This is a genomic window from Acetobacterium carbinolicum (assembly GCF_047456275.1).
Taxonomy (GTDB): Bacteria; Bacillota; Clostridia; order Eubacteriales; family Eubacteriaceae; genus Acetobacterium; species Acetobacterium carbinolicum.
The window spans coordinates 902,460-915,671 of sequence record NZ_CP173357.1 but is presented as its reverse complement, the minus strand read 5'-3'; the positions used below and the strand labels follow the sequence as shown (position 1 = coordinate 915,671).

15 protein-coding genes are annotated in these 13,212 nt (G+C 42.5%); 2 read left to right on the top strand and 13 right to left on the bottom strand.

Translation table 11 applies throughout. The features are described from left to right. The 5 genes from ACIZ62_RS04355 to tnpA form a co-directional block, all read right to left on the bottom strand. On the bottom strand, nt 1–1,368 hold the full coding sequence (locus ACIZ62_RS04355; RefSeq protein WP_414151303.1) for an MATE family efflux transporter: 1,368 nt from the start codon (nt 1,366–1,368) through the stop codon (nt 1–3). After that, nucleotides 1,365–1,967: a TetR/AcrR family transcriptional regulator gene (locus ACIZ62_RS04350; RefSeq protein WP_414151302.1), complete on the bottom strand. Its 603-nt coding sequence runs from the start codon at nt 1,965–1,967 to the stop codon at nt 1,365–1,367. The genes ACIZ62_RS04355 and ACIZ62_RS04350 overlap by 4 nt, the downstream gene beginning before the upstream one ends. A gap of 233 nt (nt 1,968–2,200) precedes the next feature. Beyond that, on the bottom strand, nt 2,201–3,823 hold the full coding sequence (tnpC, locus tag ACIZ62_RS04345) for an IS66 family transposase (RefSeq protein WP_414151301.1): 1,623 nt from the start codon (nt 3,821–3,823) through the stop codon (nt 2,201–2,203). Between the two features lie 139 nt (nt 3,824–3,962). Further along, a complete protein-coding gene (tnpB, locus tag ACIZ62_RS04340; RefSeq protein ID WP_414151300.1) occupies nt 3,963–4,337 on the bottom strand; it encodes an IS66 family insertion sequence element accessory protein TnpB in 375 nt (124 codons plus the stop codon). After that, nucleotides 4,334–4,663, bottom strand: a complete 330-nt coding sequence (gene tnpA / locus ACIZ62_RS04335) for an IS66 family insertion sequence element accessory protein TnpA (RefSeq protein ID WP_111887798.1) — start codon at nt 4,661–4,663, stop codon at nt 4,334–4,336. The genes tnpB and tnpA overlap by 4 nt, the downstream gene beginning before the upstream one ends. A gap of 485 nt (nt 4,664–5,148) precedes the next feature. Here tnpA and ACIZ62_RS04330 point away from each other — a divergent pair, with 485 nt between their 5' ends. Continuing rightward, a complete protein-coding gene (locus ACIZ62_RS04330; RefSeq protein WP_414151299.1) occupies nt 5,149–5,922 on the top strand; it encodes a glucose 1-dehydrogenase in 774 nt (257 codons plus the stop codon). A gap of 949 nt (nt 5,923–6,871) precedes the next feature. Here ACIZ62_RS04330 and dprA read toward each other — a convergent pair. From dprA to ACIZ62_RS04305, 5 genes are all read right to left on the bottom strand, one after another. Beyond that, on the bottom strand, nt 6,872–7,993 hold the full coding sequence (dprA, locus tag ACIZ62_RS04325; protein ID WP_414151298.1) for a DNA-processing protein DprA: 1,122 nt from the start codon (nt 7,991–7,993) through the stop codon (nt 6,872–6,874). 8 nt (nt 7,994–8,001) lie between these two features. Continuing rightward, the gene (locus tag ACIZ62_RS04320) at nt 8,002–9,540 is read right to left on the bottom strand and encodes a YifB family Mg chelatase-like AAA ATPase (RefSeq protein ID WP_414151297.1); all 1,539 of its coding nucleotides are present in this window, start codon (nt 9,538–9,540) and stop codon (nt 8,002–8,004) included. 19 nt (nt 9,541–9,559) lie between these two features. Beyond that, on the bottom strand, nt 9,560–10,408 hold the full coding sequence (locus ACIZ62_RS04315; RefSeq protein ID WP_414151296.1) for a transposase: 849 nt from the start codon (nt 10,406–10,408) through the stop codon (nt 9,560–9,562). A gap of 526 nt (nt 10,409–10,934) precedes the next feature. After that, on the bottom strand, nt 10,935–11,297 hold the full coding sequence (locus ACIZ62_RS04310; RefSeq protein ID WP_414151295.1) for a helix-turn-helix domain-containing protein: 363 nt from the start codon (nt 11,295–11,297) through the stop codon (nt 10,935–10,937). Beyond that, nucleotides 11,290–11,607 (bottom strand): type II toxin-antitoxin system RelE/ParE family toxin, encoded by a 318-nt coding sequence (locus ACIZ62_RS04305; RefSeq protein WP_204355490.1) that lies wholly within the window; start codon nt 11,605–11,607, stop codon nt 11,290–11,292. Before ACIZ62_RS04305 ends, ACIZ62_RS04310 begins: the two co-directional genes overlap by 8 nt. A gap of 181 nt (nt 11,608–11,788) precedes the next feature. On the opposite strand from ACIZ62_RS04305, the gene ACIZ62_RS04300 reads away from it, so the two are divergent. Beyond that, entirely contained in the window at nt 11,789–12,034 is a 246-nt protein-coding gene (locus tag ACIZ62_RS04300) for a transposase (protein ID WP_256372209.1), read from the top strand. 445 nt (nt 12,035–12,479) lie between these two features. Here ACIZ62_RS04300 and ACIZ62_RS04295 read toward each other — a convergent pair whose 3' ends face one another. Genes ACIZ62_RS04295 through ACIZ62_RS04285 form a run of 3 tightly spaced genes read right to left on the bottom strand, consistent with a single transcriptional unit; the run spans nt 12,480 to nt 13,037 of the window. Further along, a complete protein-coding gene (locus tag ACIZ62_RS04295) occupies nt 12,480–12,764 on the bottom strand; it encodes a PIN domain-containing protein (protein ID WP_242988636.1) in 285 nt (94 codons plus the stop codon). After that, a complete protein-coding gene (locus ACIZ62_RS04290) occupies nt 12,761–12,949 on the bottom strand; it encodes a hypothetical protein (RefSeq protein WP_371414224.1) in 189 nt (62 codons plus the stop codon). The genes ACIZ62_RS04295 and ACIZ62_RS04290 overlap by 4 nt, the downstream gene beginning before the upstream one ends. After that, nucleotides 12,867–13,037 (bottom strand): AbrB/MazE/SpoVT family DNA-binding domain-containing protein, encoded by a 171-nt coding sequence (locus ACIZ62_RS04285; protein WP_371414198.1) that lies wholly within the window; start codon nt 13,035–13,037, stop codon nt 12,867–12,869. The genes ACIZ62_RS04290 and ACIZ62_RS04285 overlap by 83 nt, the downstream gene beginning before the upstream one ends. Between the last annotated feature and the right edge of the window lie 175 nt (nt 13,038–13,212).

Below are 13,212 nucleotides of genomic sequence, written 5' to 3'. Positions count from 1 at the left end.
TTAGACTCCTCTTTCATTGAGATCTTTTCTCCACACTCTCGTTCCCACAACAAGCGAGAATAAAAACGCGCAAATACTTGCAACCGCTTTGCACCAGATCAGCCCATTTAAACCAAAAAAATGCGGCATAATCAACACTGCAGGGATTAGAAAAGTTCCATTTTCCGCTATCGTAACAAGCGTTGCTGCTCCAAAACGCCCGATGTTCTGGAAGAGCATCCCGATCAAAATATAGTAGCCCATAAATGGCAGAACAGTACATTGCGCTTTCAAGATACTCGCCCCTATCTCCCTCACCGCATCTTCACTTGAAAACAGGGAAAGCAGGTTATCCGCCTTGAATACAATAATAATAGTCGCGATGATTAGAAATGCGGTTGCTGTGACAAGGGTATCCCGAAACGCTTCCTTGATGCGGCGATATTTTCCCGCACCATAGTTTATAGCGCATATCGGCTGAAATCCCTGACCAAAACCAATTACAAGTGCATAACCCATCGCCAGTATCCTAAGCGCTACTGTTACGCCTGCTATAGCGGATTCTCCAAAAGCTCCCGCCGCCTGATTTACAAGAACGGTGGAAATGCTGCTAATTCCCTGACGACAGAAGTTTGGCGCGCCCCCCGATAAAATTTCTTTAAGATGACCGAAATCGAATTTTATATTGCGTATATTGATCGGGACATTACCGTTTTTTCCAGTGAAATACCACAAAATAAAGAAACCGCAAACTTGCCCAATCAAACTCGCCAAAGCCGCTCCAGCAACACCCATATCAAAGGTAAGTATCAATATCGGATCGAGTATCATATTGAGCAGCATTCCAACCATAAGGCCTACCATGCTGTCTCTGGCACTACCTTGCAGCCGCAGTTCATTATAGAGCACATTCGCGGCAAGCATAAATGGGACGGAAACGAGTGTGATCCGCAGATAGGAAACCGTCGCTTCCATCATTCCGTCTGATATTCCGCCGCCAAGCAGCAGTACAAGCGGCTTCAGAAAAATCAGCCCTAAAAGGTGGATAATAACACCTACCACCACGGAAAGCACAAGCCCGGTGCTAGCCATAACCTCTGCCTCTTGCGCGTTTTTCTTTCCAAGCTGCCTTGATATGTAATTTCCGGAACCATAACCGAACCAGAAACCTATCGCCTGAATAATGGCAATGAACGAGAACGCCACACCGACAGACGCTGTCAGTTCCGTCCTGTCAAGCCTGCCGATAAAGAAGGTGTCCGTCATGCTGTAAACGGAGCTTACTATCATGCCAATCATCGAGGGAAGTGCCATGCGCCACAGCAGCGGATATATTTTTGCTTCCGTTATCCTTTTGTAGCGCTCCTCCTGTTTGGATACATTGCTCATTTTCTCACCTTCAGAAAGGCATTGATCTCCGACACACAGAATATCTTATAGATGTCTTTGAAATACTTATTGCCAATCAAAGGGGCATTTGAAAACAAGATGCTGGCAGCTCGTATCGTATTCATGAGGGCGTCAATATCCGCGTCCACTTGATATCCGTGCTCTCGCCAAAACTGGATCATCGTTTCAAAAGCATCTTTGTAATGGCTGCTGATCCTCTCGTTTACTTCGGGTTCTGCATTGTAAAACAACTCAAGCGTTCCACTTATCATGTTGTCAAAAGCTTTGTTCTCTTTGAGGTGCATACCCTCGCGATAGAAAATCTCAGCGATATAACCGACGGGGTCATTGAGCGAATCTGCTTTCTTTTCTAACATGATCGCTAATTTTTCTGTAATCCTCAATTCGATAAGGTCGATCAAAAAATCCTCTTTATCTTTATAAAAGCTGTAAAATCCACCCTGAGCAATGTCTGCTTCAGAGGTAAGATCGCGTATCGATACGCCCTTGATCCCTTTTTCAGCAAAGAGTTTGAGCCCGATGCGCCGCAGATTTCCCTGCACATCGGCCCGCTCTTTATCGGTAAATGCTTTTCCCATAATTTTATTCTCCTTATAAGTCAATATGACAACTCGGCAGTTCTATGAACATAAATAGTTTATGTTCATGGCTATGATATCCCTCCCTTTGCTCTTTGTCAATAGAGACAATGAAATTGTAGCACCGAAATGGAATCCATAATAAGTTAAGTGACAGGGACCGTATAAAAGTAAGTGCCTCAAAAGATGACGTATAGCAAGTTTGATCTAAACCTGATATACTGATGACATCATTATTTGAGGCACTTTTTGTAGTTATGATTGAGTCTGCACACCTCAGGCAATTCCTGAGACCATGGCAGGTATTTTTCAAGTACTTCCGGCTGGTGCAGATAGTCACTGTTGGGGATTTCTGTCAGAAGGTAATTCAGATATTCGAATACATTAAGTTCATTAGCCCGGGCTGATTCCACCAGCGTGTACAGAACCGCATTGGCGGTTGCACCTTTAGGCGAATCGGCAAAAAGCCAGGCGCGGCGCCCTGTTGCAAAAGGTTTGATGCTGGCCTCACAGAGATTGTTGGAGATGGGAAGACGTCCGTCTTCCAGGAAGGTTTCCAGATATTTCTTCTGGTTTTTGGAATAATTCAGGGCTTTAGTCAACTTTTTATTTGTCGTTGGAATGGCCGCAATTTCGTCAACCCACGACCAAAAGGCATCGAGGATGGGGCGTGACCTTTCCAGACGCTTTTCTCTGATCTCCTCATAAGGAAGATCCTTTATTTCGTTCTCAATTTTAAAAAGCAGGTCGATGTACGCTCGTCCTTCGGCACCCTTTGAACCCGGGATTTCTTTCCCATTGCTGGTCAAGGGAATGCTGTCGATAAAATATCTACGACAGTGCGACCAACATAAGTTGCGCCGGATATTCTCGACTTGTTCATAAGCGGCATACGCATCCGTCGTTAAATAGCCATGGAATCCGGAAAGCAGCTGCCTGGCGATCTCCCCTTTGCGTGTCGGCGAATAATGAAAGAAAACGGCTCGGATTGTCTCGCATGCCGCACTACGGATCACCCACATATAGGATTCGCTGTTGGCTTTCCTGCCTTCCTCCCGGTTACACTGAATCCGTGTCTCATCCATATGCAGCACCTCACAGGTACGCAGTTCGGCAAGAATACGTTCATAAACCGAGGTTAGCCATTCTTCGCTGCAGCGGTTTGTCCAGTTGGCCATGTTTGACCGGGATAGAATGAGCCCCAACCGATACCAGTCTTTTTCCTGACGGGCAAAGGGCATGCCCATGGCAAACTTCTGGTACATGACCTGAGCCACCAGAGACGGCGTGGCAATGGAATGCGGGAGTACCGGCACCGGTATGGCGGCTTTCTGAAAATGATCCTTGGGATTCTCACTGCCTTCTTTGCCACACTGGGTACATTTTGCAATCTGCTGGACAATCTGCTTCACCTTCAGTTTTGGTGGCTCATAGGTCACTTCGGTTCGGACGATCCGTTTGCCGATGACCGTAAGGGCTCCACCGCACTTGACGCAGGAATCATCCGGCCCAATGATGTACTCTTCAATCTCCTTCGGAAGACCGGCAAGCATTTCCTGACGGACTCCGGGTTGGCGGGCTTTCCGGGTATGACTGGGGACGGTTATTTTCTGCTGTTCACCAAACAGTTCTTTCGCAAGTTCCTGCGTTTTTTCAAACAGGGATAGTTGTCCATCCAGGTTTCTCGATGTTTCAGTGGAGGAACCAAACAGTTTTTTGCGAGCTTGCAGCAGCGCCTGTACCATATTTTCAATGCGGATATTCTGTTTGGCAATGATGTCGTCTTTGGCGGCCAGCTCTTCTTTCTGTTTTTCCACCAGCGCCCGCAGCATCAGCAGTTCTTCTTGTCCTGTCATCCGTATCCATTCCTTTGCTTTTTATTGGTACTATTATACCATTTTTAGCTTCAGAATGCTACATTTATCGGTAATAAAAAGTCTTTAAAACGCCATTTTAAAGCCATTTTGCAAATTTATTTGCGCTGTTTTGAAGCGGTTAAAAGCAGCTGTTTTCCAGCGTCATCGTCACTGGTTGAAGGGCTTTTTTCTGCTCGATTTCAAGCCCCTGAAGCAACCACTGAACCTGCTGGTCGGTTATTTCTCTGACTTCCGATGGGGTTCTGGGCCACTGAAATTTCATGCCGTTGAGCAGCTTCTTGCTAGCCAGAATAAAGCCGTTGCCATCGTAACGTAAAACTTTAAGGGCATTTCTTTTCCGGTTGCAGAAGATAAAGGCACATTTGTCAGCGAATGGATCCAGCTTGAACTCCGTATTAACAACGACGGCCAGGCCATCCATCTGTTTTCTGAAGTCAGTGGCTCCACACGCAATATAAATATGGGTGGTGTCGTTGATAAACCGATCCATCATGACTGTGAAAGCTGTCGGATAAACTGTGTTGCCAGAGAGATATCATGGGGATCCGACAAAACCAGCTCAAAACCCCGCCATCGGATAATCAGTCCCGCCACCGGTATTCGCTCATCAGAAGCCGTTGGCATTTCCAGTTTTGCAAACAGTGGTGCTGTGGTCCCTTTCTCCATCGGCTCCATTTTCGCCTTTCGGATCCGCTGCTTCCAATAATAGTAGGTATATTTGTTAAGCTGCTTTGAGGTACACCAGGCGTCGACCGTCATTCCACTGTTTGCCTGTTCTTCAAAACGCTCTTCCCAAAGCTGTCTTTTTGATTCGTCCATTGTATCCTGAACCTCCTGTAAGTTCTTTTAGGTTAGTCTACAATAATTCGACCTATTTTGCACTACGCCATCTTTTGAATCGCTTACCGTATAAAATAAGCATATTCATTCGTGTTATTGTATAAGTTTGCAGGCAACTTCGTTTTTCGGAGGTTTCACAGGCAACGTATGTCTCAGGTACCCTATTTATTTCTCAAAAAGAGACTTCTATCTCATTTTGAGAAATAATCTTGAGACATAAAATAAATACAATGAAAAAAACTGATATTACAGCAGTTTTTAGTAATTCTATAAATAATAATACTTGGCATATAGTTTGCTATATATAGATTAGATTAGAGTGTCAAAAGTAATTTTAACTGACTTTTCATAGAATATGTTGAGCAAGAAAATCTCTTGAGCCCAATATATTGTATACTCAATGGTTTAAATTGAGTTTTGGCACCTCAATCAGATTTAATTAAAATTTTCAAGGAGGAAAACGAATGAATAAAGTTGCAATTGTAACAGGTGCCGGTCGCAATATAGGGAGAGCTATTGCCCTGAGATTGGCTAAAGACGGGTTTGATGTGGTTGTGAATGACCTTAATAAAGACGCCATTAAAAAAGTTGCCAAAGAAATTGAAGCACTGGGTGTATCAAGTATGGCCATAGAAGGTGATGTATCAAAAGAAAAAGTTGTTACGGACATGATCGATGCCGTTGTAAAGAAATTCGGAAAAATCAATGTTATGGTCGCAAATGCAGGTATTGCGGTAACAAAGTCTTGGGCTGATACAACTGTAGATGACATGGACAAGATCTATTCTGTAAACATCAAGGGCCTGTTTTTATGTGCTAAAATCGCTTCAAAACAAATGCTTTCCCAGCCCGACGATACTATCTATAAAATCATTAACTGCGGAAGTATAGCCTCATACAAAGGTTTCGAATATCTTGGAGCCTATTGTACAACAAAAGCTGCTGTGCGATCCCTTACCCAGTCGTTGGCCCAGGAAGTGGCACCAAAAATTACAGTCAATGCTTACTGTCCGGGCGTAGTGGAAACGGATATGTGGGTATCAATTGATGAAGAATTATCAAAATACTATGGATGGGAAAAAGGTCAGGCATGGAAGGTATTCACTGATGGCATTTTAATGAAACGTCCCCAGCAACCAGAGGATGTTGCAGATCTTGTATCTTTTTTGGCTTCATCCCAATCCGATTATATTACAGGTCAATCGATTCTTACTGACGGTGGCATGATCTTCAGTTAAGAGTACATTCATCACTTGAATGCTTTTCTTTATAGCTAAACTGTTATTCAGCAAATTAGGTTGGGGTGTCAAAACTCAATTTAGGCCATTGAGTATACAATATATTGATTTCAAGAGATTTTCTCGCTCAACATATTGTATGAAAAGTCAGTTGAAATTACTTTTGACACTTTAACCAATTATACGCTTTGATTTTTATCATAATGTCGAATAGCCTACACATATTTAATAAGTTAAGTGACAGAGAAACCTCCGAAAAAAAACTATTAAAAAAGCAGGATTGCCTAAATAACGAATGAATATTCACAAAGATTAAGGTCAATGTTCAACCGAGTAAAACATTTTTTATCAAAAGCTTAGAAAATCCTACGGGATAGACAGAGACCGATACATTTACCTCTATTTATTTCGTCAGATTCTCACATTTTCTGCAGACGGGTATAACAAGATGATTGAATCATTTTTTTCAGCAGGTGATCCTTGGGTACCAACTTCTCAAATATGATATGATCAAACATATCTAATTGTGGTCTGTTTTTCTTTAACATGGTCTGCAACCCCCTTGCATCAACGTTTTATACGATTTTTTCATACCCGTTATTGGCTGTTTTAGTTGCTATTCTGGGGGAGATAATCTATACAGTTTGTTGTGAGATTAGAACTAGCCTATTTATTCGTGTTATTGTATAGATTTACAAGTACCTTCGTTTTTCGGAGGTTTCACAGACACCGTTGGCAAGATATTAAGCGCCTCAGTGCTCATAATCAATAACCGAAACGGTCAATTCCGTCGAGATTTTCTGAATTTCGTTTAAAATCAAATCAATCTTTTTGGCTACACTGGTTGAAAATGAACGTTTCGGGGGTTTTTCTTCAATTGGCACTGTGTTTGATATAAGGCTCAGCAGCTCTTGATTCATACTCTTTTAGTATCTTCGCTCCCCTTAAATCAATTGATTAAACAATAGCTCCCATTACTGGATAATGCCACTAATCCCTCCAGCTCCATGATCGCCAGCTGCTCAATCAGCAACACCTGATTGATTCCCGTCAGTGCTTCAAGCTGTTGGATGGTTTTTTCTGAGTTGATCAAAAGTGCATGGATCTTAGATTCATCAGGCGTTAGTTTTCTCTCCGTCAGATTCTGTGAATGATTGACCGTAGCATTTGCGACTTGTCCACTCGTTTTATCGGTTCGGGTCAAAACCGGCTTCTCCATTTGATCCTGCAAGTTTAGTTGCTCTGGTCTCAGATACAACATCGCACCATTCTCAAGCAATTGATTCGTTCCCTGGCCACTCACGCAATAAATTTCATGCGGCGGTGCCAGGATAACCCGATTCAGTGCTTTAGCGAACGAAGCGGTGCTCAAGGCACCGCTGTTTCGCCCCGCTTCCACCACCAGCAGTTTCTGACTCCAGCTGCTGATCAACCCATTTCTCTGGAGAAAATTTTCCGGCCTTGGTGTTGTGCCAGGCAGATATTTAGAAATCACCGCTCCATTTTCACTAATCGCTGCCTGCAACTCCCGATGTTCTTTGGGGTAAAAAACATCCAGGCCATTTCCTAAAAATGCCATCGTGTAACCGCCCGCCTTCAGGCAAGCGGTGTGGGCATAACCATCAATGCCTTTAGCCAGGCCACTGATTACCGGGATACTCTGATGCGCCAGGTAGTCAGCCGCTTCTATTGCCACCTGCTTGCCATAAAGCGAGCAGCGTCTGGAGCCAACAATCCCAACTCCAATGCTATTATTTCGAATCGTACCCCTATAATAAAGAACGATTGGTGCTTCCGGCCACGCTTTTGCCAGTTCCGGATATAAGGGATCATCATATACAAGCACCTTCATTTTTTTCTTTGCTAACTCATCCATAACTGAAAAAGCCCCATCCAATGAATGGGCTTGACAAACTGATTGCGCCAGAGAAGAACCAATTCCTGGAACGGATCGCAGTTCTTCTTCAGCTGCCGCATAAATGCGAGCGGGCGTTTTAAAATAGACCAGTAATTTTTTCTGGGTGATGGGGCCGATGCCCTTTAGTTCGGTTAGCCAGATCCAGTATTCCATTTTTCACCTTACAGAACCGTCAACCCGGCCCGATCCTTTTCTAAATCTCTGGCCATTATCGCCAATGCAACATCCTTTTTGCGAATTTTTACTGATCCATCCATATCGGCAAAGGTTCTAGCCACCTTGAGATACTTGTGATAAGCTCTGGCACTGTACTGATACCGTTCATAAGCCATCATCAACAGCTTCTTCCCGTCATCTTCCAGAATACAGTGTTCTTTAATCAGCTGATTGCCCATCTGGGCGTTACAATTGATCCCTTTCATTTTAGCAAATCGCTGCTGTTGTATTTTTCGAGCAGCTTCAACCCGCTGTCTCAGACTTTCAGAGGTAGCGCCCCGATAATCATTGGACAAATCGATAAAATCAACTGGTCGCACGTATTTTTGAATATCCATCCGATCCATGATCGGCCCGGAAATTTTCTGACGATATTTCATCACTTCATAATCCGTGCACTTGCAGCGTTCAGTGCCATAATAACCACAGGAACAAGGGTTCATAGCAGCCACCAACATGAAGCTGGCCGGGTAGGTATTCGTATACTTGACCCGCGAGATGGTCACCCGCTGATCCTCCATCGGTTGTCTTAGCGATTCCAGGGTATTTTTACCAAACTCGGCGATTTCATCCAAAAACAACACGCCATTGTGAGCCAAAGAAATTTCACCCGGAGTGGCATCCTTACCACCGCCAATCAGTGAGTTGGTTGACGCATTGTGATGGGGCGATCGAAACGGCCGTTTTTTTATCAAGCCGCTCTTTTCTTTTAAAATACCCGCAACGCTATAAATTTTTGTCACTTCCAGGGCTTCTGCTTCAGTCATACTCGGTAAAATGGTCGGTATCCGCTTAGCAATCATCGACTTCCCGCAGCCAGGCGATCCAATCATCAGTAGATTATGTCCACCGGCAGCGGCCACAACAATATATTCAATCAACCCATCCTGTCCCTGAACATCACAAAAATCGATGCCATCGATGTCATCCTGGGCGGCGGCGATGCTATTTTTTTTATTCGGCTGATAGACTTTTTTATCTTCTAAAAAATCAACCACGTCCTTTAGCGCATCAAAACCAAAAACCTGTATTCCCGTAACCAGAGATGCCTCTTGGATATTATCCAGGGGAACAATGATGTTTTTAACACCGGCATTCCGGGCGGCAATCACCATTGGTAAGATTCCTGAGCAGGCGCGCAGCCGGGAATTTAATGACAGTTCGCCGATGATCCCGAACTTCTCTTTTTTTACCCGCACCAGCTGACCGGTTTCAATCAGAATGCCGATAGCGATCGCTAAATCAAAATGTGATCCGCTTTTTTTAAGATCACTTGGAGCCAGGTTGATAACCACCTTCTTCTGGGGAAACTTATATTTACTGTCATTAATGGCCGCTTCAACTCTCTCTCGGGCTTCTTTGATCGCGGTATCACCCAAACCAACAATGGCAATCAGCGGCTGGCCGGTAATTGTTTTAACCTCAACATCGACGAGATACGCCTCTACCCCTGAAATCGCAAAACTGTTTACAATTGATGCCATAACGCCTCCTGACCGCCCTTTAATCTTTTATTGACATTTTATAGACTGCCACTTCACTCACCGAAATGAAATCTCCGATTTCTCGCATGGTGTAGTTTTCTTTAATCGCCAGCTTAATAAAATTCTTTTTAAAAACACTTAGAACCCGTTTTCGGGAACCTGATTTGATGGCCTGATATATTTCTTCATCACCGGCAACATCCTTTAAGAGCCTCTCCAGACTTAACTGGCTTTTATGATCCTCCCGATCATTGACTGATTTAATCAGAGGGTTCGCTTCAGCCGTTTTTTTATCTGGTTCATTTCTGGGAAGTACTTCAAAATCAACCGGAATTTCCAGTTTGTCAGCATCCATAAATTCACAATAGGCCGGAATCGCTTTGCTGCGCTCTTCGCAAAAAATACCCAGTACAAAATTGATGTTCACCAGACTAAGATCATTGTTTTTTCGATAGTATTGATCGCTGCTCCAGCGATAGTCACAAACCCGACCGCAAATTTTTGCAGCCACCGGATTTTGATGAACGTATCGAAGTAGTGACAGCAGGTAGCGATCATCACTGACAGGGTAGCCTTTGTAACGATTTTCAAAAACATGACCAGTGCGTTTGTTTTTCTGATTATAGTAACGGCTGAAATGTGAGTTGATCCGGTGCATAATATCTCTGATTGAAACCTCATGTCGTTTAAAAATCAAGTGATAGTGATTGCCCATGATGACAAAACCGTAGCACTCAAACCCCATGATGATCTGAACCTCGCGGATCAGTTCCAGAAAATATTCCTTATCCTCATTGCGGTTAAAAATAAATTCCCGGTTATTTCCTCGCTGGATCAAATGATAGACCCCGCCGCTATACTCCAACATTGGCTTTCTGCCCAAATAATCACCCCTCACTTTAGTAATATTCTACCAAAATCTGGAAGCGTTTGCAATTAAAGGTTGAAATAAATAACACAGATCTTAACGATTAAGTCATTTCATCTACAACAAGACTTGTGACTGAATCATCTTTGAAATTGTCGGTTTCAGCCACTTCAAAAAATAAAAAAGACGATCCGGGTCCCGAAGAACCCGAATCGTCTCGGTACTCTGTTTCTACACCGTATATCTATTCCTGCTGATTTTTTTAGCAAGCTTTACTCTTTTCGAATAAAAACTCAGGGTCAAGATCCGCTTGATTGCACCATTCAATGCTGTCAAAACTAATGCGTACAGTCTTGAATTTCTCCTCATCCTTCAATTCTTGAAAAATACCCTTATCCAAATATGGACTGACATCGACGTCTCTTTTCACCATTTTCAAAAGTTAATAGTAACTTATAGTCCTTTAAAGGTTCTACATTGATAACTGCTAAATACATCATTCGACCTCCTATTTTAATGGATCAATTTATCTCATGGGCTTTTGCCTGAATGTGCTGCCTTTTTTAAATGTTCTCAAATGAATGTTTCGGGGTTGTTTTTCTTCAATTGGCACAATGGCCAAGGTCTTGCCAAGTGGTCTTAGTATTTTTAAAATAGTCATCAATTGGGGATCAGTTGTACCTTTTTCCATTCGGGCAATGACGGGTTGCTTAACACCACTTGCTTCTTCCAACTGCTTTTGGGTGATTCCCTGATCATTTCTAGCACGGATTAGTTCGCTTATTAATGCTACTCTCAAATCAGATTCCATTATTTCTTCCGGGGTGAATGTTTTTTTCTCAAACTCATCCCAGCTTGATCCAATGGGACTTACTTTTGTCTTACTCATTTTCAATGCTCCTTTCAACAAAATCTTTCATATACCGTTTCGCTTGTTCAATTCCTCTTTTAGGTGTTTTCTGTGTCTTCTTCATGAAATAATGTAGAAGAATAAAACGGTTGCCATCCCATCCAACAAATAAGATCCGATCTCTTAACGGTCTTAATTCCCAAATTTCACCCTCTATGTGTTTGACATAAGGCTCACCAACTCTTGTGCCATGTTCTCCGAGTATCTTCATGTAATCTCTAATTTTGTTTAGTTTAATCCGGCTATCCTTGTCATTTTTGCTTGCTAATTTTTCTAAATACTGTAACACTGGCTCTTTACTATTTTGTACATACTCGTTAATTACCTTTCAAATATGTTTCTATTATAACTCTTAAGTTATATTATTGCAATGATTTAACTGTTTTAATTTTCTGACAAAACCCACAAAGTAATACGGTATTTGAAGTGATGGTTTGATTCAGGGACCGTTGATTATGGGGAAAGCTGGAATGATTTTAAATCCTAGCCCGGAACCAGTGGCACCATCATCCGGATTGGGTGGCACTCATCATCAGATCAACTGGCACTGCAGTCATAATTGTTACAAAATCGAAAGACGTTTTGCTACAATGGTCAGAAATCACGGTTTGCAACGGTGCCGATATGTCAGACTTCGTGGGGCAAAAATTCATATTACCATGGCCAATCTAGCCTGCAATATTGCAAGGATGGTTTCTTTGTTATTACGCAAATAAAAAGTGTGAGAATCTGACGAAATAGGCAGCAACAAAAGTGTCTGTTTATGCCTATTTCGCAGAATTTTCCGAGCCAATTTATAAAATGAACTCACTAATTGAATATTAGGTTTTGAATCTGCGAATATTCATTCACAATTTATGAACTCGTGTTTTTTTATGGCCTTTTTTCGGAGGTTTCACTGGCACCGTTTGACTCAAATATGGGAGAAAAATTTTGGAAATGATTTCAGATCAGAAGAACAACCAACTTGCATCTGTTTCACTATTCATTTGATCAATTGAAAAAGGGGAAGTTTGACTATTCCCCTCATCATCAATGCACGTTCACATGAACATATTTCCCAACAAATTCATTGGGTGTCAATATTTCCGGTTTCTCAATGTCAATGTCTGCAAAGTCTTTATCGCCGGTGATGAGAATGTCCACATCTTCGACTACGGCTCAATAGAGCACTGGATAGTCCATTTCATCCCGAATTTCAAAGAGATTTTCATCCATTTCGTCAGGAGTGTAGACATATTCATAGGGAAGAACGGTTAGAAAATGATCCAGGTCAGCGGATCTTCCTTCGCATTTTCTCTCAACCACACCTTTTAGTTCTTCAATCACGAAGGAAGATAGAACGAGACGATGATCTTTAAGAATCGCTGCAATCAAGTCATTCATGATCTTACTTTTGAAAATAATTGAAGAAATCAAAACATTAGTGTCCAGCATGATTCTCATTGCTTCTTTTCCTTCTTTTCCTCAAACCGTTCTTTCCGGACTTCCTTCACCAGATTCACAACGTCTTCTTCAGATTTCAAATCTAATCGTTCCGCTTCACCGTCAAAGGCATTTTGCACTTGTTCGAGAGCAAGCATTGCTGAGTTGGCAATCACCATGTAGCCATCTTTCTCGATGAAGACCACTTTTGTCACCTTCCTTCAGATTCAGTTTCTTCCGAATATTGATGGGAATGGTCACTTGACCTTTAGACATTACTTTTGCAAGATCCATTATGCTACCTCCTTAAACCCTACTTTTCCTACTTTCAGTATAGCACCGGTATCTCTTTTTGCAAGATCAATCCAATTAATCCAAAAGAATCTCACCATCTGATTGTAAGCGCTTAAATACAAGGTACCACACAAAAAAGAAAAGACGACCCGAGTCCCGTAGAACCCGAATCGTC

What these genes read in the sequence shown, in the direction of transcription:
- ACIZ62_RS04355 (WP_414151303.1), bottom strand. Translation starts at nt 1,368, where the DNA reads ATGAGCAATGTATCCAAACAGGAGGAGCGCTACAAAAGGATAACGGAA.
- ACIZ62_RS04350 (WP_414151302.1), bottom strand. Translation starts at nt 1,967, where the DNA reads ATGGGAAAAGCATTTACCGATAAAGAGCGGGCCGATGTGCAGGGAAAT.
- tnpC (WP_414151301.1), bottom strand. Translation starts at nt 3,823, where the DNA reads ATGACAGGACAAGAAGAACTGCTGATGCTGCGGGCGCTGGTGGAAAAA.
- tnpB (WP_414151300.1), bottom strand. Translation starts at nt 4,337, where the DNA reads ATGATGGATCGGTTTATCAACGACACCACCCATATTTATATTGCGTGT.
- tnpA (WP_111887798.1), bottom strand. Translation starts at nt 4,663, where the DNA reads ATGGACGAATCAAAAAGACAGCTTTGGGAAGAGCGTTTTGAAGAACAG.
- ACIZ62_RS04330 (WP_414151299.1), top strand. Translation starts at nt 5,149, where the DNA reads ATGAATAAAGTTGCAATTGTAACAGGTGCCGGTCGCAATATAGGGAGA.
- dprA (WP_414151298.1), bottom strand. Translation starts at nt 7,993, where the DNA reads ATGGAATACTGGATCTGGCTAACCGAACTAAAGGGCATCGGCCCCATC.
- ACIZ62_RS04320 (WP_414151297.1), bottom strand. Translation starts at nt 9,540, where the DNA reads ATGGCATCAATTGTAAACAGTTTTGCGATTTCAGGGGTAGAGGCGTAT.
- ACIZ62_RS04315 (WP_414151296.1), bottom strand. Translation starts at nt 10,408, where the DNA reads ATGTTGGAGTATAGCGGCGGGGTCTATCATTTGATCCAGCGAGGAAAT.
- ACIZ62_RS04310 (WP_414151295.1), bottom strand. Translation starts at nt 11,297, where the DNA reads ATGAGTAAGACAAAAGTAAGTCCCATTGGATCAAGCTGGGATGAGTTT.
- ACIZ62_RS04300 (WP_256372209.1), top strand. Translation starts at nt 11,789, where the DNA reads ATGATTTTAAATCCTAGCCCGGAACCAGTGGCACCATCATCCGGATTG.
- ACIZ62_RS04295 (WP_242988636.1), bottom strand. Translation starts at nt 12,764, where the DNA reads ATGAGAATCATGCTGGACACTAATGTTTTGATTTCTTCAATTATTTTC.
- ACIZ62_RS04285 (WP_371414198.1), bottom strand. Translation starts at nt 13,037, where the DNA reads ATGGATCTTGCAAAAGTAATGTCTAAAGGTCAAGTGACCATTCCCATC.